Here is a 21305-nt window from a genome sequence, read left to right as displayed (position 1 = left end):
CTCAGAAGTGGATCACGCTGCGGATGCTCTTGCCTTCGTGCATCAGGTCAAAAGCCTTGTTGATGTCTTCCAGACCCATGGTGTGGGTGATGAAGGTATCCAGCGGAATCTCGCCCTTCTCGGACATCTCGACGTAGCTTGGCAGCTCGCTGCGACCACGCACGCCACCGAACGCCGAACCGCGCCAGACGCGACCGGTCACCAGCTGGAACGGACGGGTGGCGATTTCCTGGCCGGCACCGGCCACGCCAATGATCACCGACTCACCCCAGCCCTTGTGGCAGCACTCCAGCGCCGCACGCATCAGTTGCACGTTGCCGATGCACTCGAAGGAGAAGTCCACACCGCCGTCGGTGAGGTCGACGATGACTTCCTGGATCGGGCGGTCGTATTCCTTGGGGTTGATGCAGTCGGTAGCGCCGAGCTGCTTGGCGATTTCGAACTTGGCCGGGTTGATGTCGATGGCGATGATGCGCGAGGCCTTGGCCTTGACCGCGCCGATGATCGCCGACAGGCCAATGCCGCCCAGGCCGAACACGGCAACGGTGTCACCGGGCTTGACCTTGGCGGTGTTGAGGACCGCGCCAATGCCGGTGGTGACACCGCAGCCGAGCAGGCAGACTTTCTCAAGCGGCGCTTCTTTCTGAATCTTGGCCACGGAGATTTCCGGCAGCACGGTGTACTCGGAGAACGTCGAGGTGCCCATGTAATGGAACAACTGCTGGCCTTTGTACGAGAAACGCGTGGTGCCGTCCGGCATCAGACCCTTGCCCTGGGTGGCGCGAATGGCCTGGCACAGGTTGGTCTTGCCCGAGCGGCAGAATTTGCACTGGCCACATTCAGGGGTGTACAGCGGGATGACGTGGTCGCCGACGGCCACCGAGGTCACGCCCTCGCCAATGGCTTCAACGATGGCGCCGCCTTCGTGGCCGAGGATGGAGGGGAAGATACCTTCCGGGTCAGCGCCCGAGAGGGTGTAGGCATCGGTATGGCAGACGCCGCTGGCGACCACCCGCAACAGCACTTCGCCAGCCTTGGGCATGGCCACGTCGACTTCGACGATCTCCAGGGGTTTCTTGGCTTCGAAGGCTACGGCAGCGCGGGACTTGATCATCAAAAAGCTCTCCAGGGAGGGGTCAGTTCAGCCTCGGAGTGTAATTCACCTGGCTTTGATGAATAATCCGGCCACAAACAAAACATTCTTGCTGTACAGGGATAATCCATGAGCAGTCGCTGGGAAGGCATCGACGAATTCGTGGCGGTAGCCGAGTCCGGGCAATTCACCGCCGCTGCCGAGCGCCTTGGCGTGTCGTCATCGCATGTGAGTCGGCAGATCGCCCGGCTCGAGGAACGCTTGCAGACGCGCCTGCTGTATCGCAGCACCCGTCGGGTCACGCTGAGCGAGGCCGGGCAGACGTTTCTGCATCATTGCCAGCGTCTGCAGGACGGTCGCGAGGAAGCGCTGCGGGCGATGGGCGATCTGGCCAGCGAGCCCAAGGGTCTGCTGCGCATGACCTGCGCGGTGGCCTATGGCGAGCGCTTCATCGTGCCGCTGGTGACCCGCTTCATGGCGCACTATCCGCAGCTACGCATCGAGGTGGAACTGAGCAACAGCACACTCGACCTGCTGCACGAAGGCATGGACCTGGCCATTCGCCTGGGTCGCCTGCAGGACTCACGGCTGGTGGCCAGCCGTCTGGCGCCGCGGCGCATGTACGTTTGCGCGTCACCCGCGTACCTGGAGCGCTACGGACGGCCGCACAGCCTGTCTGAGCTGGCCAGGCATAACTGCCTGATCGGCAGCTCGGACATCTGGGTGTTGCAACAGGAGGGTCGCGAACTGAGTCAGCGCGTGCAAGGCAACTGGCGCTGCAACAGCGGCCAGGCGGTGCTCGACGCTGCATTGCAGGGCATGGGGCTGGCCCAGCTACCTGATTATTACGTGCTGGAACACCTGCGCAGTGGCGCGCTGGTATCGCTGCTGCACGCCCATCAGCCGCCCAATACCGCGGTGTGGGCGCTATACCCACAGCAACGGCACTTGTCACCGAAGGTACGGCGTCTGGTGGATTACCTGAAAGAAGGTCTGGCGGAGCTGCCAGAGTATCGCCAAGGCTGAGCCATCGCCCGAGAATGGATCAGCGCCGGCCAGCCCAGCGTTGGCGCAGCCATTCCAGATCCTCGGGCCGGGTCACCTTGAGGTTGTCGCTGCGCCCCTCGACCAGCCGTGGCGCATGCCCGGCCCATTCGATGGCAGACGACTCATCGGTCACCTTCACCTCCGACACCAGGCACTCGGCCAGTGCCCGGTGCAGCATGCCGAGGCGGAACATCTGCGGGGTGTAGGCCTGCCAGATGGTGCTGCGATCTACCGTGGCACTCACCCGTCCGTGCGCGTCAGCGCGCTTGAGTGTGTCTTTGGCCGGCACTGCAAGCAGCCCGCCGACCGCATCGTCGGCCAGCTCGGTCAGTAATTTGTCCAGGTCATCGCGGGCAAGGTTTGGCCGTGCGGCATCGTGGACCAGCACCCAGTCGTCGTCTGCGGCGCCTTGAGCATGCAGCAGCAACAGGGCGTTGAGCACCGAATCGGCGCGTTCCTGTCCGCCCTTGGCGCGCTGCACGCGCGGGTCGCGGGCGCAGCCCAGGCTTGGCCAGAATGGGTCGTCTTCGGCAACGCTGACCACCACCCCCTTGAGCAGGGGGTGGTCGAGGAAGCAGTCGAGGGTATGTTCGATCAGTGTGCGGGTGCCTAGCGGCAGGTACTGCTTGGGCCTGTCGGCAGCCATCCGCGCGCCCACGCCCGCAGCCGGAATCACGGCCCAGAAGGTCGGCATCGGAGTGCTCATTTCTGCGGCAACTGGTAGAGGGTTTCACCCTCCTTGACCATCCCCAGCTCATGCCGAGCGCGCTCTTCGACGGTCTCCATGCCCTTTTTCAGTTCCAGCACTTCAGCGTCCAGAACGCGGTTTCGCTCGAGCAGCCGCTCGTTCTCGGCGTGCTGGTCGTCGATCTGCTGCTTGAGCTCGGCGACCTGGGCGAGGCTGCCGTTACCCACCCACAGGCGGTACTGCAGGCCGGCCAGCAGCAGGAGCAGAACGAGGAACAACCAGTAAGGACTGCGCATCAAGGTATCCAGGGATTCGAAAGGCTGCGGACGCATGCTTCAGATAGCACGAAGCCTGGCCAAGGCCAGGCTTCGTTGACAGAAACCCGTATGAGTGCCTGATCGCTTGAAAAAACGTCAGGCACGCTCGGTTGCCGCCTCTTTTACCACTTCTTGCTCAACCGCGAAACTCGTCGCGACCGCGGTAAACCGCTTTGGCACCCAGTTGCTCTTCGATGCGCAGCAGTTGGTTGTACTTGGACACGCGATCGGAACGGCACAGCGAGCCGGTCTTGATCTGGCCAGCAGCGGTACCGACGGCCAGGTCAGCGATGGTCGAGTCTTCGGTTTCACCGGAACGGTGCGAGATCACCGCGGTGTAGCCGGCAGCCTTGGCCATCTGGATGGCTTCCAGGGTTTCGGTCAGCGAGCCGATCTGGTTGAACTTGATCAGGATCGAGTTACCGATGCCCTTGTCGATGCCTTCCTTGAGGATCTTGGTGTTGGTGACGAACAGGTCGTCGCCGACCAGTTGCACCTTCTCGCCGATCTTGTCGGTGAGGATCTTCCAGCCGGCCCAGTCGGATTCGTCCAGACCGTCTTCGATGGAGATGATCGGGAAACGCTCGGTCAGGCCCTTGAGGTAGTCGGCGAAGCCTTCGGCGTCGAACGACTTGCCTTCACCCGAGAGGTTGTACTTGCCGTCTTCATAGAATTCGGACGCCGCGCAGTCCAACGCCAGGGTGACGTCGGTGCCCAGTTTGTAGCCAGCTTTTTCCACGGCTTCGGCGATGGCGCCCAGGGCGTCTTCGTTGGAGGCCAGGTTCGGCGCGAAGCCACCTTCATCGCCCACTGCGGTGTTCAGGCCGCGAGCCTTCAGAACCGCCTTGAGGTGATGGAAGATTTCGGTGCCCATGCGCAGGCCATCGGAGAAGGTCTTGGCGCCGACTGGCTGCACCATGAATTCCTGGATGTCGACGTTGTTATCAGCGTGCTCGCCGCCGTTGATGATGTTCATCATCGGAACCGGCATGGAGTACTGGCCTGGGGTGCCATTGAGGTTGGCGATGTGCGCGTACAGCGGCAGGTCCTGGTCTTGGGCAGCGGCCTTGGCCGCGGCCAGGGAAACCGCGAGGATGGCGTTGGCGCCCAGCGATGCCTTGTTCTCGGTGCCGTCCAGTTCGATCATGGCGCGGTCGAGGGCTTTCTGGTCGGACGGGTCCTTGCCCAGCAGCAGCTCGCGGATCGGGCCGTTGATGTTGGCGACGGCCTTCAATACACCTTTGCCCAGGTAACGGCTCTTGTCGCCATCACGCAGCTCCAGCGCTTCGCGCGAGCCGGTGGAAGCACCGGACGGCGCGCAGGCGCTGCCGATGATGCCGTTGTCGAGCAGTACATCGGCTTCCACGGTGGGGTTGCCACGAGAATCGAGAACTTCACGACCTTTGATGTCGACGATTTTTGCCATTGTTCTAAGCACTCCAGAATTGACGAAAACAACGCAGCTAGGAAATTTCGGCCATGGGCCAGGCGGGTGATGCAGCGGCAGGCCTGGCGCCGGCAATCCACTGACCGAAGGGTCAGCGCAAGAACGGGCGGTACTTTACCGGAGAAACCCGCGGCATGTGGTTTCTACCGTCGGAAAACTTTCACCCGCGCCAACCGATAAGCGGGTGACAGCAAGGCTAGCCCGGTGGGAGCAGCGCAGCGCCGCGCCCACCGAATTGGCTCAGGCCCTGTCTTTCTGCGCCAGTGCCGCCTTGACGAAACCGCTGAACAGCGGGTGACCGTCGCGCGGGGTGGAGGTGAACTCGGGGTGGAACTGGCAGGCGACGAACCACGGATGGTCCTTGGACTCGACCACTTCGACCAGTGCACCATCGCCGGAGCGACCGGAAATCACCAGGCCAGCTTCGACCATCTGAGGCAACAGAACGTTGTTGACCTCATAGCGGTGACGGTGACGCTCGACGATCACGTCCTTGCCATAGCAGTCGTGAACCTTGGAGCTGGACACCAGCTGGCACTCTTGGGCGCCCAGGCGCATGGTGCCGCCCAGGTCGGAGGTTTCGGTGCGGGTTTCGACTGCGCCGGTGTTGTCGGCCCACTCGGTGATCAGACCGACTACCGGGTGGCCGCTGTTGCGGTCGAACTCGGTGGAGTTGGCATCTTTCCAGCCCAGCACGTTGCGGGCGAACTCGATGACCGCCACCTGCATGCCCAGGCAGATGCCCAGGTACGGAACCTTGTTTTCACGGGCGAACTGCACCGCCTGGATCTTGCCTTCCACGCCGCGCAGACCGAAGCCACCCGGCACCAGGATGGCATCAGCGCCTTCCAGCAGGCTGGTGCCCTGGTTCTCGATGTCTTCGGAGTCGATGTAGCGCAGGTTGACCTTGGTGCGGTTCTGGATGCCGGCATGGCTCATCGCTTCGATCAGCGACTTGTAGGCATCGAGCAGCTCCATGTACTTGCCGACCATGGCGATGGTGACTTCGCGCTCGGGGTTGAGCTTGGCGTCGACCACTTTGTCCCACTCGGACAGGTCGGCGCTGTTGCACTGCAGGCCGAAGCGCTCGGTGACGAAGTCATCCAGACCCTGTGCATGCAGCACACCCGGAATCTTGTAGATGGTGTCGACGTCTTCCAGGGAAATCACCGCACGCTCTTCAACGTTGGTGAACAGGGCGATCTTGCGCCGCGACGAAGCATCGACCGGGTGGTCGGAACGGCAGATCAGCACGTCAGGCTGCAGGCCGATGGAGCGCAGTTCCTTGACCGAGTGCTGGGTAGGCTTGGTCTTGGTTTCGCCGGCAGTGGCGATGTACGGCACAAGCGTCAGGTGCATGAGCATGGCGCGCTTGGAGCCGACTTCGACGCGCAACTGGCGGATTGCCTCGAGGAACGGTTGCGACTCGATATCACCGACCGTACCGCCGATTTCCACCAGGGCCACGTCGGCATCGCCGGCACCCTTGATGATGCGCCGCTTGATTTCGTCGGTGATGTGCGGAATGACCTGGATGGTCGCGCCCAGGTAATCACCACGGCGCTCTTTGCGCAGCACGTGCTCGTAGACACGGCCGGTGGTGAAGTTGTTGTTCTGGGTCATGGTGGTGCGGATGAACCGCTCGTAGTGACCCAGGTCGAGGTCGGTCTCGGCGCCATCCTGGGTGACGAACACTTCACCATGCTGGAACGGGCTCATGGTGCCTGGATCGACGTTGATGTACGGGTCCAGCTTGAGCATGGTGACCTTGAGTCCCCGCGCTTCCAGGATGGCCGCCAGGGAAGCCGAGGCAATGCCTTTCCCCAATGAAGAAACAACACCGCCCGTGACGAATATGTAGCGCGTCATGAAAAACCCTAGAAGTCTGCGTTAAAGCGGCCAGCGCCGCCGGAGAAAGCGAAGGAAGGCCGAAGCCCCCGATCACCTGCGTCAATCACAGTGCATCTCGAAAAACTGCCGCGTCTGTACAGACCGGGGTAACCCCGGCATGGAGCTCGCTTGTCATTTTCAGAAATCAGCTCAGCAAAAAACTGCTTGGTAATCGGCAACTGCTGCGTTTTCGAAGAAGCCACAGAAGTTGTATCAGAGAAGGGAGGGTAGTCTACCGGAATGTCCACATCAGCTCAAACCTTGCGCGCAGGTCGGCGGCTGCCACAGCAGTTGCAGGTCGCTTGTGCCAAGTGCCGGCAGATTGGCCACCGCCAGCAGTCGATCACCCTGCCACAGCAGGGGCAGGCGCTGGCGAACGAAGTGCGGCAGATGGCTTTCGTTTAGCAAGCGCTTGAGATCGCGATGGCCACGCCCCGGCAGATCGAGCACTTCGCCACCCTGACGATAAGACACCCGCAGCGGGCCGGGTGGGCACCGTCCGACAACCCTCAGCTGACCGTTGCCGAGCAATGGCAATGGCTGCGTCGGCGCTTCCCATGCCTGCGCGCCGGCCGGCTGCTGCAACCACTCGCCGCTCAGCCACCAGACCCGGCCCTGGCTGCGTTGCAACAGGCCATCGGTCAGCCGCCACACGGGCTGGGCATCGGCGCCGGCGTCACGCAGAGCGTCCCAGCCGGCCCAGTGCCGGGTGTCCGGCAGGCGGGTGCGCGTGCTCAGCCAGTGCTGCAAGGCATTGCGCTGGCGCGCCGGTGACAGGCGACCGAGCGCCTGCACATCCAATGAATCGAGCTTGAGCCACGGGAAAGCCGCTTCACCACGAGCGGCGTGCAGATCGTCACCCGCCACCTCATCGAGCAGGCCCAGCGCCTCGCGCAGATGCACCGCGCTACGCGCCAGGCTCAGGCTGCTCTGCGGCCAGCGCTGCTGCAGCAGCGGCATCACCGCCCCGCGCAGATAATTGCGTGCGAACTGCGGGTCTTGGTTGGATGGGTCCTCGACCCACTGCAGGCCATGGCCCTGGGCGTAGACCAGCAACTGCCTTCGCGACATCGAGAGCAATGGCCGAACCACCTGCCCCTGCCCCAGCGAGCGCTGCACCGGCATGGCGGTAAGCCCGCGCAGCCCTGCGCCACGCAGCAAGCGCAACAGCAAGGTTTCCGCCTGGTCATCCTGATGCTGGCCGGTGAACAGCACGTCGCCCTCCTCCAGCAACGCGGCGAACGCAGCGTAGCGCGCGTTGCGCGCCGCCTGCTCGACGCTGGCGCCGGCCGGCACCTGCACCTCGACCACCCGCAACTCGACGCCCAGCGACGCGCAAAACGCCCGGCAATGCTGCGGCCAGGTATCGGCGATCGATTGCAGGCCGTGATGGACATGCACGGCGTAAAGCGGCGGCGTGGGATGGCTGTGCGAGAGGGTGTGCAGCAGGTGCAGCAGAACGCTGGAATCAAGCCCGCCCGACAGGGCGACGTACCAGCGACGGGCATTCAGCCAGGGGCTGAACAGGGAAGGAAGATCGAACATGGTGCCCTGCTTGCAGAGGCTGCACCGCCGTGGCGGTGCAGCCTCTGCCGAGTGAGACGGCGATTACAGACCGTAGCTCATCAAGCGCTCGTAGCGGCGCGCGAGCAGCGCGTCGTGATCGAAGGTGCTCAGCTCATCGAGCTGCTCGACCAGGCTCTGGCGTACGCGCTCGGCCATCAGGGCTGGGTCGCGATGAGCGCCGCCCAGCGGTTCAGTGATGACCTTGTCGACGATGTTCAGGCTCTTCAGGCGCTCGGCGGTGATGCCCATGGCTTCGGCCGCATCGGCTGCCTTGTCGGCGGTTTTCCACAGGATCGACGCGCAGCCTTCCGGGGAAATTACCGAGTAGGTGGAGTACTGCAGCATGTTCAGCTGATCGCACACGCCGATCGCCAGTGCACCGCCCGAGCCGCCTTCGCCAATCACGGTGGCGATGATCGGCGTCTTCAGACGCGCCATGACCCGCAGGTTCCAGGCGATGGCTTCACTCTGGTTGCGCTCTTCGGCGTCGATACCTGGGTAGGCACCCGGGGTGTCGATGAAGGTCAGGATCGGCATCTTGAAGCGCTCGGCCATTTCCATCAGGCGGCACGCCTTGCGGTAGCCCTCGGGACGCGGCATGCCGAAGTTGCGACGCACCTTCTCACGCACTTCACGGCCTTTCTGATGACCGATGACCATCACCGGCTTGCCATCCAGGCGCGCGGTGCCGCCGACGATGGCAGCGTCATCGGAGAAGTGCCGGTCGCCGTGCAGTTCTTCGAATTCGGTGAAGATGTGCTCGAGGTAGTCGAGGGTGTAGGGACGACGTGGATGACGCGCCAGACGCGCGATCTGCCAGCTGGTCAGATTACCGAAGATGCTTTCGGTGAGACTGTTGCTCTTGTCTTCCAGACGGGCAATTTCATCGCTGATGTTCAGCGAATTGTCGTTGCCAACTAGGCGCAGGCCTTCGATCTTGGCTTGCAGGTCGGCAATCGGCTGTTCGAAATCAAGGAAATTCGGGTTCATAAGCATCCGTCTTGGGTCTACGGCCAGGCGGCCGGCCGGTTGATCCGTTTGGCGCCATACCTTAAGGGATCAGGCGCGTTGAGGTCGAGTTTAATTGGTCGGTTCAACGATATTGCAGGAAGACGTTCTCACGTCCGAACTGGTCACGCAGCGTCTGGATCAGCCCATCTGCCGGGTCGATGCACCACTGCTCGCCGAACTGCAACATGGCCCTGGCGTCGCTTCCGGTGTACTCCAGGGTGATCGGGCAACCGCCACGATGACGGGTGATCAGCTCACCCAGCCAGCTCAGACGGTCGCCCTTGAGCGCGTCATGGGTGATTTTCAGGCGCAGGCTTTCAGCGAGCCGGGTGCGCGCATCTTCCATGGTCATCACTTGCTTGACCCGCAAGCGCAGGCCGCCGGAAAAGTCATCGTGGCTGACCTCGCCTTCGATCACCACCATGGCGTCGGTCTGCAACAGGGCCTGCGCAGCCATGAAGGCATCGGCGAACAACGAGGCTTCGATACGTCCGGAACGGTCGTCGAGGGTGACGAAGCCCATCTTGTCGCCTTTCTTGTTCTTCATCACGCGCAGGGCAATGATCATCCCGGCCACGGTCTGCACCTCACGCGAGGGCTTGAGGTCGATGATGCGCTGGCGCGCGAAACGGCGGATCTCGCTCTCGTACTCATCGATCGGGTGACCGGTCAGGTACAGGCCGAGCGTGTCCTTCTCGCCGCGCAGACGCTCCTTGAGCGTCAGCTCTCGGGCCTTGCGGTGATTGGCATAAACGTCAGCATCCTGCTCGACGAACACCCCGCCGAACAGGTCGACATGGCCGCTCTGCGCGGTGCGGGCGGTCTGCTCGGCCGACTTGATCGCCTCTTCCAGCGCCGACACCAGCACCGCACGATTGATGTCGATACTGGCGTGGTAGGCCTTGATCTCGTCGTGGAAGTGCGGCCCCAGACGATCCAGCGCGCCGCTTCGAATCAGCGCGTCGAGGGTGCGTTTGTTGATGCGCTTGAGGTCGACACGCTCGCAGAAATCGAACAGGTCCTTGAATGGGCCACCCTCTGCGCGAGCTTCGACGATGGCCTCCACCGGCCCCTCGCCCACCCCTTTGATGGCGCCCAGGCCATAGACGATGCGGCCATCGTCATTGACGGTGAACTTGAACTCCGAACTGTTCACATCCGGCGCATCGAGGCGCAGCTTCATGCTGCGCACCTCTTCGATCAGCACCACGACCTTGTCGGTGTTGTGCATGTCCGCCGACAGCACCGCGGCCATGAACGGTGCCGGGTGGTGAGTCTTGAGCCAGGCGGTCTGGTACGACACCAGCCCGTACGCTGCCGAGTGCGACTTGTTGAAGCCGTAACCTGCGAATTTTTCTACCAGGTCGAAGATGTTCCCCGCAAGATCCGCTTCGATGTTATTCCTGCTGCAACCGTCGATGAAACCGCCGCGTTGCTTGGCCATTTCCTCGGGCTTCTTCTTGCCCATGGCGCGGCGCAGCATGTCCGCCTCACCCAGGGTGTAGCCGGCCATGACCTGGGCGATCTGCATCACCTGTTCCTGGTACAGAATGATGCCGTAGGTCGGCGCCAGCACCGGTTGCAGACCGTCGTACTGGTAATCGGGGTGCGGGTAGGCCAGCTCGGCACGACCGTGCTTGCGGTTGATGAAGTCATCGACCATGCCGGACTGCAACGGACCCGGCCGGAACAACGCCACCAAGGCGATGAGGTCTTCCAGGCAGTCGGGCTTGAGCTTCTTGATCAGCTCCTTCATGCCACGCGATTCGAGCTGGAATACCGCGGTGGTCTCGGCCTTCTGCAGCAGTTCGTAGGTCTTGCGGTCGTCCAGCGGGATGAAGTCGATGTTCAGGTCGGGCAAGCCGGCCTTGGCTTGCTCGCGGTTGATGGTCTCCATCGCCCACTTGATGATGGTCAGGGTACGCAGGCCAAGGAAGTCGAACTTGACCAGGCCAGCGGCCTCGACGTCGTCTTTGTCGAACTGAGTGACCAGGCCACCGCCTTCTTCATCGCAGGCCACTGGCGAGAAGTCGGTGAGCTTGGTCGGCGCGATGACCACACCACCGGCGTGCTTGCCGGTGCCGCGGGTGACGCCCTCGAGCTTGAGGGCCATGTCCCAGATTTCCTTGGCCTCCTCATCGCTCTTGAGGAAGTCACGGAGAATCTCTTCCTGCTCGAAGGCCTTCTCCAGGGTCATGCCCACTTCGAAGGGAATCATCTTCGACAGGCGATCGGCCAGGCCGTAGGACTTGCCCTGCACCCGCGCCACGTCACGTACCACCGCCTTGGCGGCCATGGTGCCGAAGGTGATGATCTGGCTGACGGCGTTGCGCCCATAGGCGTCGGCGACATATTCGATGACCCGGTCACGACCGTCCATGCAGAAGTCGACGTCGAAGTCGGGCATCGAGACCCGTTCAGGGTTGAGAAAGCGCTCGAACAGCAGGTCGTAGGCCAGCGGGTCGAGGTCGGTGATCTTCAGCACGTAGGCGACCAGCGAGCCGGCACCCGAGCCTCGACCGGGGCCGACCGGCACGCCGTTGTTCTTGGCCCACTTGATGAAGTCCATGACGATCAGGAAGTAACCCGGGAAGCCCATCTGGATGATGATGTCCAGCTCGAACTTCAGTCGGTCGAGGTAGACCTGCCGCTTTTCTTCATAGTTGGGCGTGCTGTCCTTGGGCCACAGTACCGCCAGGCGCTCTTCCAGACCTTCGTGGGACACATGGCGCAGGTAATCGTCGATGCCCATGCCGTTGGGCGTAGGGAAGTCCGGCAGAAACGCCTTGCCCAACTGCACCTGGATGTTGCAGCGCTTGGCGATCTCGACCGTGTTGGCGATGGCATCGGGCAGGTCGCTGAACAGCTCGGCCATCTGCTCGGCGCTCTTGAGGTACTGCTCGTCGCTGTAGTGGCGAGGCCGGCGCGGATCGTCGAGGGTCCACCCCTCGCCGATGCAGACGCGAGTTTCATGGGCGTCGAAGTCGGACTGCTTGAGAAAGCGCACGTCGTTGGTGGCCACCAACGGAGCGCCCATCTGATCGGCCAAAGCGACCGCAGCGTGCAGGTACTCTTCCTCGTTCGGACGCCCGGTGCGCTGCACCTCGACGTAGAAACGTTCAGGCAGCATCTGCATCCAGTCGCGCAGCAACGACTCGGCCTCAGCCTGGCGCCCGGCCAGCAGGGCCATGCCGATATCGCCCTCACGCGCGGCCGACAGGCCGATCAGGCCGGCGCTGGCCGGCGCGATCCAATCGCGCTGGATGATCACCAGGCCATTGCGCTGCCCCTCGACCCAACCGCGGGAAATCAGCTCGGTGAGGTTGCGATAGCCCTCGGGATTCATCGCCAGCAGGCAGATGCGCGACAGCGGCGCATCCGCCGTGCTGCCGGCCAGCCAAAGGTCGGCGCCACAGATTGGCTTGATCCCGGCGCCCATGGCCGATTTGTAGAACTTGACCAGCGAACACATGTTGCTCTGGTCGGTTATCGCCACCGCCGGCATGTTCATCCCGCTCAGCGCCTTAGCCAGCGGCTTGACCCGCACCAGGCCATCGACCAGAGAGAATTCGGAGTGAACGCGCAGGTGAACGAAAGAGACCGGCATGGATGTTCCTGTAGCAGTGTGAAACACGAGGGCGCGATTGTAGCGCAACGGTCAGGCCGATGCCGCGCACGAGGACGAGCGTGCCATGCCGGGTGACCGACCTGAGCCAGGGACGCTGTGCTGGGGTTGGCTTACAACAACGTGGCGAGGGTACTCGACTGCCGCTCGTAGGCGACCCGAACGGGTGCGAACGAGCGGCGGTGAATCGGCGTTGGACCCAGGCGGGCCAGCGCTTCCAGGTGCACAGGGGTCGGGTAGCCTTTGTGTGCGCCGATGCCATACCCCGGATACAGCGCCTCGAACGCGCTCATTTCGCGGTCACGGGTGACCTTGGCCAGTATCGAGGCCGCGGCGATGGCCGGGACCTTGCTGTCACCCTGCACCACCGCTGCCGAGGGCACCGACAGGGTCGGGCAGCGATTGCCGTCGATCAGCGCCAGCCTGGGCGTGACCTGCAACCCTTCGACTGCGCGCTGCATGGCCAGCATGGTGGCGTGGAGGATGTTCAGGCGGTCGATTTCCGCAACCTCGGCGCGGGCGATGCAAAAACTCAGGGCCTTTTCGCAGATTTCATCGAACAGCGCTTCACGCTTGGCCTGGGTGAGTTTCTTGGAGTCGTTGAGGCCGAGAATGGGCCGATGCGGATCGAGGATCACCGCCGCGGTGACCACGTCGCCGCACAGCGGGCCGCGGCCGACCTCATCGACGCCCGCGACCAGTTCCTCGACCAGGGTGAAATCCAGGCCCATTTGCATCAGCGTGGCTCCAGCAAGGCGAGCACCGCATCGGCTGCCTGATTGGAGGCATCGCGGCGCAGGGTTCGGTGAATCTGATCGAAGGGCTCGGTTTGCACCGCGCCATCCTTGAGCAAGGGTGCCAGAGTCGCGGCCAGGGCCTCGCTGGTCGCATCGTCCTGCAACAACTCGGGCACCAGCAGACGCTGGGCCAGCAGGTTGGGCAGCGACAAGTACGGGCTCTTGACCATGCGCTTGAGAATCCAGAAGGTCAGCGGCGCCAGACGATACGCCACCACCATCGGCCGCTTGTACAGCAAGGCTTCGAGGGTGGCGGTGCCGGATGCGATCAGCACAGCATCGCAGGCAGCAAGGGCCAGGTGCGACTGGCCGTCGAGCAGGGTCAACGGCAGCTCACGGCCTTCGAGCATCTGTTCGACCTGGGCGCGGCGTGCATCGTTGGCGCAGGGCAGCACGAAGCGCACACCCGGCACTTGCTGGCGCAGCCGCTCAGCCGCATCCAGGAACAGCGCCCCAAGCCGCCCGACTTCGCCGCCGCGACTGCCCGGCATCAGCGCTACCACTGGACCGACGGGCAACCCCAGGCTCTGCCGTGCGGCGTCGCGATCGGCGTGCAGCGGGATGGTGTCTGCCAACGGATGGCCAACGAAGCGCACCGGCACACCTTGCTCTTCGTAAAAGCGCGCCTCGAACGGCAGCAGGGTCAGCATCAGGTCGCAGCCCTGACGAATCTTCAGCACGCGCTTCTGCCGCCAAGCCCACACCGAGGGGCTGACGTAATGCACGGTCTTGATGCCGGCCTGACGCAGCTTCAGTTCGATATTGAGGGTGAAATCGGGCGCGTCGATGCCGATGAACACATCGGGCTTTTCGTCGACCAGTGTGGCGATCAGCTCCTTGCGGCGCTTGAGCAGTTCGCGCAGACGGCCCAGCACTTCCACCAGACCCATGACCGCCAGGCGCTCCATGGGAAAGTACGACTGCATACCTTCGGCTTCCATCAGCGGGCCACCAACACCGATGAAGCGTACATCGGGGTGGCGCGCCTTGAGCGCACGCATCAGACCGGAACCGAGGATGTCGCCGCTGGCCTCACCCGCGACCAGGGCTATGCAGAGCTGGGCCATATCAGCGGGTGATGCCGCGGGCTGAGGTCACGATGGACTGACGGAACAGTTCGACTTCAGCGTACTTGCCGGCCATCTCGGCCAGTTCGGCGATCGCCACTTCGACGGTCAGCCCCTGACGGTAGACGGTCTTGTAGGCGCGGCGCAGTGCGTGGATCACTTCAGTGCTGAAGCCACGACGGCGCATGCCTTCAAAATTCATGCTGCGCGCTTCGGCAGGGCTGCCGAACACGGTAACGAAGGCTGGAACGTCCTTGCCAATCGCCGTGCCCATACCGGAAAACGCGTGAGCGCCGATGTGGCAGTACTGGTGGACCAGGGTGAAGCCGGAAAGAATCGCCCAGTCGCCAACGTGAACATGCCCGGCCAGGGCAGTGTTGTTGACCAGAATGCAGTGGCTGCCGATAACGCTGTCATGCCCGATATGGGCGTAGGCCATGATCAGGTTGTGGTCACCCACGGTGGTTTCCGCGCGGTCCTGAATGGTGCCACGGTGAATCGTCACGCCTTCGCGGATAACGTTGTGGTCGCCGATCACCAGACGCGTGGGTTCGCCTCGATACTTGAGGTCCGGCGTGTCTTCGCCGATCGAGGAGAACTGGAAAATACGGTTGTGCTTGCCGATGCGCGTCGGCCCCTTGAGCACCACATGTGGGCCGACGACCGTGCCCTCCCCGATCTCGACGTCAGGGCCAATGATCGACCATGGGCCCACTTCGACGCCGTCGGCCAACCTGGCCGACGGGTCGATGATGGCCCGTGGATCAATCGAATTCATAGGGAGCGTTCCGCGCAGGTGATCTGAGCCGAGCATACAGGCTTGCCGTCGACCAGCGCGCGGCATTCGAATTTCCAGATCATGCTTTTGCGACTGAGGAAAGTAGCTTCCAGCACCAACTGGTCGCCCGGCAGAACCGGCTGACGGAAGCGCAGCTTGTCGGAGCCGACGAAGTAGTACAGGGTGCCGTCGGCAGGTTTGGCGTCAAGCATCTTGAAGCCAAGAATCCCGGCGGCCTGGGCCATGGCCTCGATGATCAGCACGCCAGGCATGATCGGGTGCGCCGGGAAGTGGCCGTTGAAGAAGGGCTCGTTGATGCTGACATTCTTGTAGGCACGAATGCTCTGGGCCTCGTAGTCCAGATCCGTCACCCGATCCACCAGCAGGAACGGGTAGCGGTGAGGCAGGTATTCGCGAATCTCGTTGATGTCCATCATTTCGGGGGGAAGCCTGTAATAAGAATAGGGAGCGTAGGCGCTGACCACACGCTCCTTTTGCCATCCAAAGAGGAGCCAGCTAGCGACGAATCATGCTTGCTCAGAAGTTGCTGTCAGCCATCTGATGCCGGCTGGCCTTCCGAGGTCACGGTATCGACCCGTTTTTCCAGCTGTTGCAAGCGCTTGGCCATGTCGTCGAGTTGACGAATGCGTGCCGCACTTTTGCGCCAGTCGCCCAGCGGCTGCATCGCCGTACCGGATGAGTAGGCGCCCGGCTCGGTAATGGAGCGGGTCACCATGGTCATGCCGGAGACGAAGACGTTGTCGCAGACATCGATGTGACCCACCATGCCGACACCGCCGGCGATGGTGCAATGCTTGCCGATACGGGTGCTGCCGGAAATGCCCACACAGGCCGCCATTGCCGTATGGGCGCCGACGTGTACGTTGTGGGCAATCTGGATCTGGTTGTCGAGCTTGGCACCGTCATCGATACGCGTATCTGACAACGCACCGCGGTCGACTGCGGTATTGACGCCAATCTCGACGTCATCGCCGACGGTCACACCACCAATCTGCGCGATCTTGCGCCATACACCTTTTTCGTTGGCGAAACCAAAGCCTTCGCCACCGATGACCGCGCCTGACTGAATCACCACGCGCTTGCCGATGATCACGTCGTGATACAACGTGACCCGCGGCGCCAGCCAACCACCCTCGCCCACCACGCTGCGCGCACCGATGAAGCAATGCGCGCCAACCGTCACACCCGGGCCAATCCGCGCACCGCTTTCGATCACCGCGAACGGACCCACACTGGCACTCGCATCCACGTCGGCATCGTCTGCCACAACGGCGCTGGGATGAACACCCGCTACAGCCTTGGGCTTGGGATCGAACAGGTGCGAGATGCGCGCGTAGGCCAGGTACGGGTCGGCGACGATCAGGGCGTTTCCGGAAAAGCCCTGGGCATCAGCGGCCTTGAGCAGCACCGCGCCGGCCTGGGTAGTCTCCAGGTACTTGCGGTATTGCGGGTTGGCCAGAAAGCTCAACTGCCCCGGCCCCGCTTCCTGCAGGGTGGCGAGGCCGGTGATGGGCTGCGCTGCGGCGCCTTGCAGCGTGGCGCCGAGCGTCTCGGCCAACTGGCCGAGGGTCATGGACTGGGTCATATCAACGCGCTTGGTTCATGCGCTCGATGACCTGGCGGGTGATGTCGTACTGCGGCTTGACATCGATGACCGCGCCACGCTCGAGTACCAGATCGAAGCCGCCTTTCTTGATGACTTCTTCCACGGCGCCATCGAGCTTGGGCTTGAGGGTCTTGAGCATGTCGCGATCGGCAACGGCCTTGGCTTCGTTGAGTTCCTTGGACTGGAACTGGAAATCACGGGCCTTTTGCTTGAACTCGAGCTCGAGACGCTCGCGCTCAGGCTGGGCCATTTTGTCGCCGCCCTTGATCAGACGGTCCTGAATACCCTTGGCGCTGCTTTCCAGGCTTTTCAGCTTGGTCAGTTGCGGGCCGAACTTCTTCTCGGCATCCACGGCGTAGCGCTTGGCGGCGTCGGATTCGAGCAGGGCCATCTGATAGTTCAGTACGGCCACTTTCATTTCGGCGAAAGCGGGGGTGGCGACCAGCGCCGCAGCCACGAAGGCCAGTTGGGTCAACTTACGCACGATGCACTCCTGGATAAACCGTTGTCGTTGAGCACGGGCCGACCTTAGAAGGTCTGGCCCAGAGAGAATTGGAACACCTGAGTGTCGGCATCGTCAGGCTTCTTGACTGGCATCGCCAGGCTGAAGCTCAGCGGACCCAGTGCCGTGACCCACGTTACGCCCAGACCGACCGAGCTGGCCATGTCGGAGAAGCCGAGCTTGGCGCATGGAACCTTCTTGCCATCGGCCGTCAACTTGGATTCGCAATTGCTATCGAAGACGTTACCCACATCCCAGAAGACCGAGGTACGCAGGGAGCGCTGATCCTTGACGAACGGCAGGGGGAACAGCAGCTCCACGCCGCCCTGTACAAGGATGTTGCCACCGAATGGCAGTGGATCCTGGTCCGGGTCTCGCTCGGTGGTGGGACGTCCACCTGGGTTACCCTCACCACGGCTTGGCGTACTGCGTGGACCGAGGCTGCTGTCCTTGAAGCCACGTACCGAGTTGAAGCCACCAGCGTAGTAGTTCTCGTAGAACGGCAGGCCAGAGGTGCCGCCGAAGCCGTCGCCATAACCCAGTTCAGTGTGCAGACGCAGGGTGTAGTCGGTGGTGATTGGCTTGAACAGCTGGGCACGGTAGTCGACCTTGTAGAACGACAGGTCGCTGCCTGGCAGTGTGGTTTCCAGGGTCAGGCTTTGCGAGTGACCACGGGTGGCCAGCACACCTTTGTTGAGTGTCGATTCCGACCAGCCGATCGAGCCCTTGAAGTTGAGGAAGTTATCACCCTCTTTGTCGAGGAAATCGAAGATTTCATCGACGGTGTACCTGCCAGTCTTGATCTCGTCCTTCTGCACGGTCAGGCCGTAGGTCAGGCGCGAGGTCTCGCTGATCGGGTAGCCGAGGCTGACGCCGGCACCCAGGCTATCTACCGCATAGCTGGCCACGTCGACGTCGAGGTCGTCGTAGTTGGTGCTGCGGTAGAAAGCGTTGTAGCCCAGGCTCACGCCATCGGCAGTGAAGTAGGGGTCAACGAAGCCGAAGTTGTAGCGGGTCTGGTATTCCGAACGGGTCAGGCCCACGGACACCTTGTTACCGGTACCGAGGAAGTTGCTCTGGCTGATCGCACCACCGAGGATCAGACCGGCGCTCTGGGCGAAACCGACGCTGGCGGTGATCGAACCCGAGGCCTGTTCTTCAACCGCGTAGTTGACGTCGACCTGGTCATCGGTGCCCGGCACCGGTGGGGTTTCGACGGTCGCTTCCTTGAAGAAGCCCAGACGCTCAAGACGGGTCTTGGACTGATCGATCAGGTAGGTCGAGGCCCAGCCACCTTCCATCTGACGCATTTCGCGACGCAGCACTTCGTCTTCGGTCTTGGTGTTGCCGCGATAGTTGATGCGGTTGACGTAGGCGCGCTTGCCCGGATCGACCACGAACATGATGTCGACGGTGTGGTCTTCATCGTGCGGCTGGGGCACGCCGTTGACGTTGGCGAAGGTGTAGCCTTCGTTGCCCAGGCGACGGGTGATCAGATCGGACGTGCTGGTCATCACCTTGCGCGAGAACACCTGGCCAGGCTGCACCAGCAGCAGCGACTTGATCTGGTCTTCCGGCACCTTGAGGTCGCCCGAAAGCTTGACGTCGCGAACGGTGTACTTCTCGCCTTCGTTGATGTTGACGGTGATGTACACGTGTTTCTTGTCTGGCGTGATGGACACCTGGGTGGAAGCGATGTCCATGTTGATGTAGCCGCGGTCCAGGTAGTAGGAGCGCAGGCGCTCGAGGTCACCGGACAGTTTTTCGCGGGCGTACTTGTCGTCGTTCTTGAAGAACGAAAGCCAGTTGGTGGTCTTGAGCTCGAACAGGCTGTTCAGCTCGTCGTCGTCGAACACGGTATTGCCGACCACGTTGATGTGCTGGATAGCCGCCACGGTGCCTTCGTTGATCTTGATCTTCAGGCCAACGCGGTTGCGCGGCTCGGGCACCACCTCTGCATCGACCTCGGCCGAGTAGCGGCCCTGGGCGACGTACTGGCGTTGCAGCTCGTTGCGCACACCTTCGAGGGTCGCACGCTGGAAGATCTCGCCCTCGGCCAGGCCGGACTGCTTGAGCCCTTTCATCAGGTCGTCGGTGCTGATGGCCTTGTTGCCCTCAATGGCAATGCTCGACACCGACGGGCGCTCGACCACGTTGATGATCAGGACATTGACGTCGCGGTCCAGCTCGATGTCCTGGAAGAAGCCGGTCTTGAACAGCGAGCGGGTCGATTCGACCAGACGCCGATCATCAGCCTGATCGCCGACATTGAGCGGCAACGCGCCAAACACGCTGCCAGCGGACACCCGCTGCAGGCCGTTGACACGAATATCGGAGATAGTGAAGGACTCGGCGTGAACTTCAGTGGTCATCAGTGCGCAAAGCACCGCAGTTAGCAGCAGACGTTTCATGAAGTCCTTTTATTCCAACTGGCAATAAACAACCTGCCGCACGGGGCGGCAGGTTCGCAATTGAGCTAAGCGTTAAAGTCGACCCAAATCGTTGATCAAGGCGAGCAACATCACGCCGATGACCAGACTGATACCGATCTGAGCCCCCCAACCTTGCACCCGATCAGATAGCGGACGACCGCGCGCCCACTCGATCAGATAGAACAGCAAATGCCCCCCATCCAGTACAGGAATGGGCAGCAGGTTCAGAACCCCCAGGCTAATGCTCAGGTAGGCGAGGAAGTTCAGAAAATCTCCCAAGCCGGACTGGGCTGAAGCGCCCGCCACTTTAGCAATGGTTATCGGTCCGCTCAAGTTTTTTACCGAGAGCTCCCCGAACAACATTTTCTTCAGCGACTCGAGGGTCAGGACACTCATGTTCCAGGTCCGTGCGAGCCCTTCGGCAAAGCCCTCAAGCGGGCCATAGCTGACTTCACGGACCATGTTGGCAGGCCATTCACCGGCTTTCACCCCAGCCCCGAGATAGCCGCCAGCACTGGCGCCCTCCCCGCGATGACCCAAGGTGACAGGCAGTTCGATGAGCTTGCCCTCGCGCTCGATGCGCAGTTGCACCTTGCTGTCGGCACGCCCGCGCACCGCGTCGACGACCTGCTGCCAATCAGCCAGCGCTACGTCATCCAGTGCAATCAGGCGGTCGCCACTTTTCAACCCGGCAGCTGCAGCCGGACCCTTGGGATCGAGCTCGGCCAGCACCGGGGCGATCTGCGGACGCCATGGGCGCAGCCCCAGGGACTGGATCGGATCAGGCTCATCGGCGCCCTTGAGCCATTGGTCGAGACTGACCTCATGGCTGCGCTCGACACTCGCGCCTTCATCCTGCACGCCAATTCGCAGCGTGCCGGTCTCGCCCAGACGGCGCACCAGTTGCAGATTGACCGCCGACCAACCGTTGGTCGGTTTGCCATCGATGGAGACGATTTCCTGGCCCACCGCAAGGCCGGCCTGGGCAGCCAGGCTGCCTGGCTCGATCGCGCCGATGACCGGACGAATCTGCTGACTGCCAAGCATTGCCACCAGCCAGAAGAACACGATCGCCAGCAGGAAGTTGGCGATAGGGCCAGCTGCGACGATGGCGATGCGCTGGCGCACCGACTTGCGATTGAATGATTGCTCCGCCAAAGCCGGCGGCACATCGCCTTCACGCTCATCGAGCATCTTCACGTAGCCGCCAAGCGGAATGGCCGCGACCACGAACTCGGTGCCGTGGCGGTCATGCCAGCGAATCAGCGGTGTACCGAAGCCTACCGAAAAGCGCAGCACCTTGACGCCGCAGCGACGTGCGACCCAGAAGTGACCGAACTCATGGAAGGTGACCAGCACCCCAAGCGCGATCAACGTGCCGACAATCATGTAAAGCGCAGACATAGACTTCTCCGAAA

The 21305-nt window shown here is 62.4% G+C and carries 17 protein-coding genes; 1 reads left to right on the top strand and 16 read right to left on the bottom strand.

Annotated elements, in window-relative coordinates:
• Position 1: 1 nt before the first annotated feature.
• A complete protein-coding gene (locus H618_RS0120405) occupies positions 2-1114 on the bottom strand; it encodes an S-(hydroxymethyl)glutathione dehydrogenase/class III alcohol dehydrogenase (protein WP_028696824.1) in 1113 nt (370 codons plus the stop codon).
• Between the two features lie 108 nt (positions 1115-1222).
• Between H618_RS0120405 and H618_RS0120400 the strand changes: the two genes are divergently transcribed.
• Positions 1223-2119, top strand: coding sequence for a LysR substrate-binding domain-containing protein (locus tag H618_RS0120400; RefSeq protein WP_028696823.1), 897 nt, complete (start codon positions 1223-1225; stop codon positions 2117-2119).
• A gap of 19 nt (positions 2120-2138) precedes the next feature.
• Here the strand turns inward: H618_RS0120400 and ispD are convergent, their stop codons facing one another.
• From ispD to rseP, 15 genes are all read right to left on the bottom strand, one after another.
• Positions 2139-2846 carry a 2-C-methyl-D-erythritol 4-phosphate cytidylyltransferase gene (ispD, locus tag H618_RS0120395; protein ID WP_028696822.1) on the bottom strand — a complete coding sequence of 236 codons (708 nt, stop codon included), beginning with the start codon at positions 2844-2846 and terminating at the stop codon, positions 2139-2141.
• Positions 2843-3124 (bottom strand): cell division protein FtsB, encoded by a 282-nt coding sequence (gene ftsB, locus H618_RS0120390; RefSeq protein ID WP_028696821.1) that lies wholly within the window; start codon positions 3122-3124, stop codon positions 2843-2845. The genes ispD and ftsB overlap by 4 nt, the downstream gene beginning before the upstream one ends.
• Before the next feature lie 157 nt (positions 3125-3281).
• Positions 3282-4571 carry a phosphopyruvate hydratase gene (gene eno, locus H618_RS0120385; RefSeq protein ID WP_028696820.1) on the bottom strand — a complete coding sequence of 430 codons (1290 nt, stop codon included), beginning with the start codon at positions 4569-4571 and terminating at the stop codon, positions 3282-3284.
• A gap of 261 nt (positions 4572-4832) precedes the next feature.
• A complete protein-coding gene (locus H618_RS0120380; RefSeq protein ID WP_028696819.1) occupies positions 4833-6461 on the bottom strand; it encodes a CTP synthase in 1629 nt (542 codons plus the stop codon).
• Positions 6462-6731: 270 nt separating this feature from the next.
• Positions 6732-8027, bottom strand: a complete 1296-nt coding sequence (tilS, locus tag H618_RS0120375; RefSeq protein WP_028696818.1) for a tRNA lysidine(34) synthetase TilS — start codon at positions 8025-8027, stop codon at positions 6732-6734.
• A 63-nt stretch (positions 8028-8090) separates the two neighbouring features.
• A complete protein-coding gene (locus H618_RS0120370) occupies positions 8091-9038 on the bottom strand; it encodes an acetyl-CoA carboxylase carboxyltransferase subunit alpha (protein WP_028696817.1) in 948 nt (315 codons plus the stop codon).
• Between the two features lie 103 nt (positions 9039-9141).
• Positions 9142-12666 (bottom strand): DNA polymerase III subunit alpha, encoded by a 3525-nt coding sequence (dnaE, locus tag H618_RS0120365; RefSeq protein ID WP_028696816.1) that lies wholly within the window; start codon positions 12664-12666, stop codon positions 9142-9144.
• 131 nt (positions 12667-12797) lie between these two features.
• Entirely contained in the window at positions 12798-13421 is a 624-nt protein-coding gene (gene rnhB / locus H618_RS0120360; protein WP_028696815.1) for a ribonuclease HII, read from the bottom strand.
• On the bottom strand, positions 13421-14548 hold the full coding sequence (gene lpxB, locus H618_RS0120355; RefSeq protein WP_028696814.1) for a lipid-A-disaccharide synthase: 1128 nt from the start codon (positions 14546-14548) through the stop codon (positions 13421-13423). Before lpxB ends, rnhB begins: the two co-directional genes overlap by 1 nt.
• A gap of 1 nt (position 14549) precedes the next feature.
• Positions 14550-15326, bottom strand: coding sequence for an acyl-ACP--UDP-N-acetylglucosamine O-acyltransferase (gene lpxA / locus H618_RS0120350; protein WP_028696813.1), 777 nt, complete (start codon positions 15324-15326; stop codon positions 14550-14552).
• Positions 15323-15763, bottom strand: a complete 441-nt coding sequence (fabZ, locus tag H618_RS0120345) for a 3-hydroxyacyl-ACP dehydratase FabZ (protein ID WP_028696812.1) — start codon at positions 15761-15763, stop codon at positions 15323-15325. The genes lpxA and fabZ overlap by 4 nt, the downstream gene beginning before the upstream one ends.
• A 113-nt stretch (positions 15764-15876) precedes the next feature.
• Positions 15877-16932: a UDP-3-O-(3-hydroxymyristoyl)glucosamine N-acyltransferase gene (lpxD, locus tag H618_RS0120340; protein WP_028696811.1), complete on the bottom strand. Its 1056-nt coding sequence runs from the start codon at positions 16930-16932 to the stop codon at positions 15877-15879.
• Between the two features lies 1 nt (position 16933).
• The gene (locus tag H618_RS0120335) at positions 16934-17437 is read right to left on the bottom strand and encodes an OmpH/Skp family outer membrane protein (RefSeq protein ID WP_028696810.1); all 504 of its coding nucleotides are present in this window, start codon (positions 17435-17437) and stop codon (positions 16934-16936) included.
• Between the two features lie 44 nt (positions 17438-17481).
• The gene (gene bamA, locus H618_RS0120330) at positions 17482-19866 is read right to left on the bottom strand and encodes an outer membrane protein assembly factor BamA (RefSeq protein ID WP_028696809.1); all 2385 of its coding nucleotides are present in this window, start codon (positions 19864-19866) and stop codon (positions 17482-17484) included.
• A 72-nt stretch (positions 19867-19938) separates the two neighbouring features.
• Positions 19939-21291, bottom strand: a complete 1353-nt coding sequence (gene rseP / locus H618_RS0120325) for an RIP metalloprotease RseP (RefSeq protein WP_028696808.1) — start codon at positions 21289-21291, stop codon at positions 19939-19941.
• Between the last annotated feature and the right edge of the window lie 14 nt (positions 21292-21305).

The sequence above is a fragment of the Pseudomonas cremoricolorata DSM 17059 = NBRC 16634 genome, assembly GCF_000425745.1.
GTDB classification, from domain to species: Bacteria; Pseudomonadota; Gammaproteobacteria; order Pseudomonadales; family Pseudomonadaceae; genus Aquipseudomonas; species Aquipseudomonas cremoricolorata.
The sequence above is the reverse complement of the archived record's forward strand: the minus strand, read 5'-3'. Positions and strand labels throughout refer to the sequence as shown.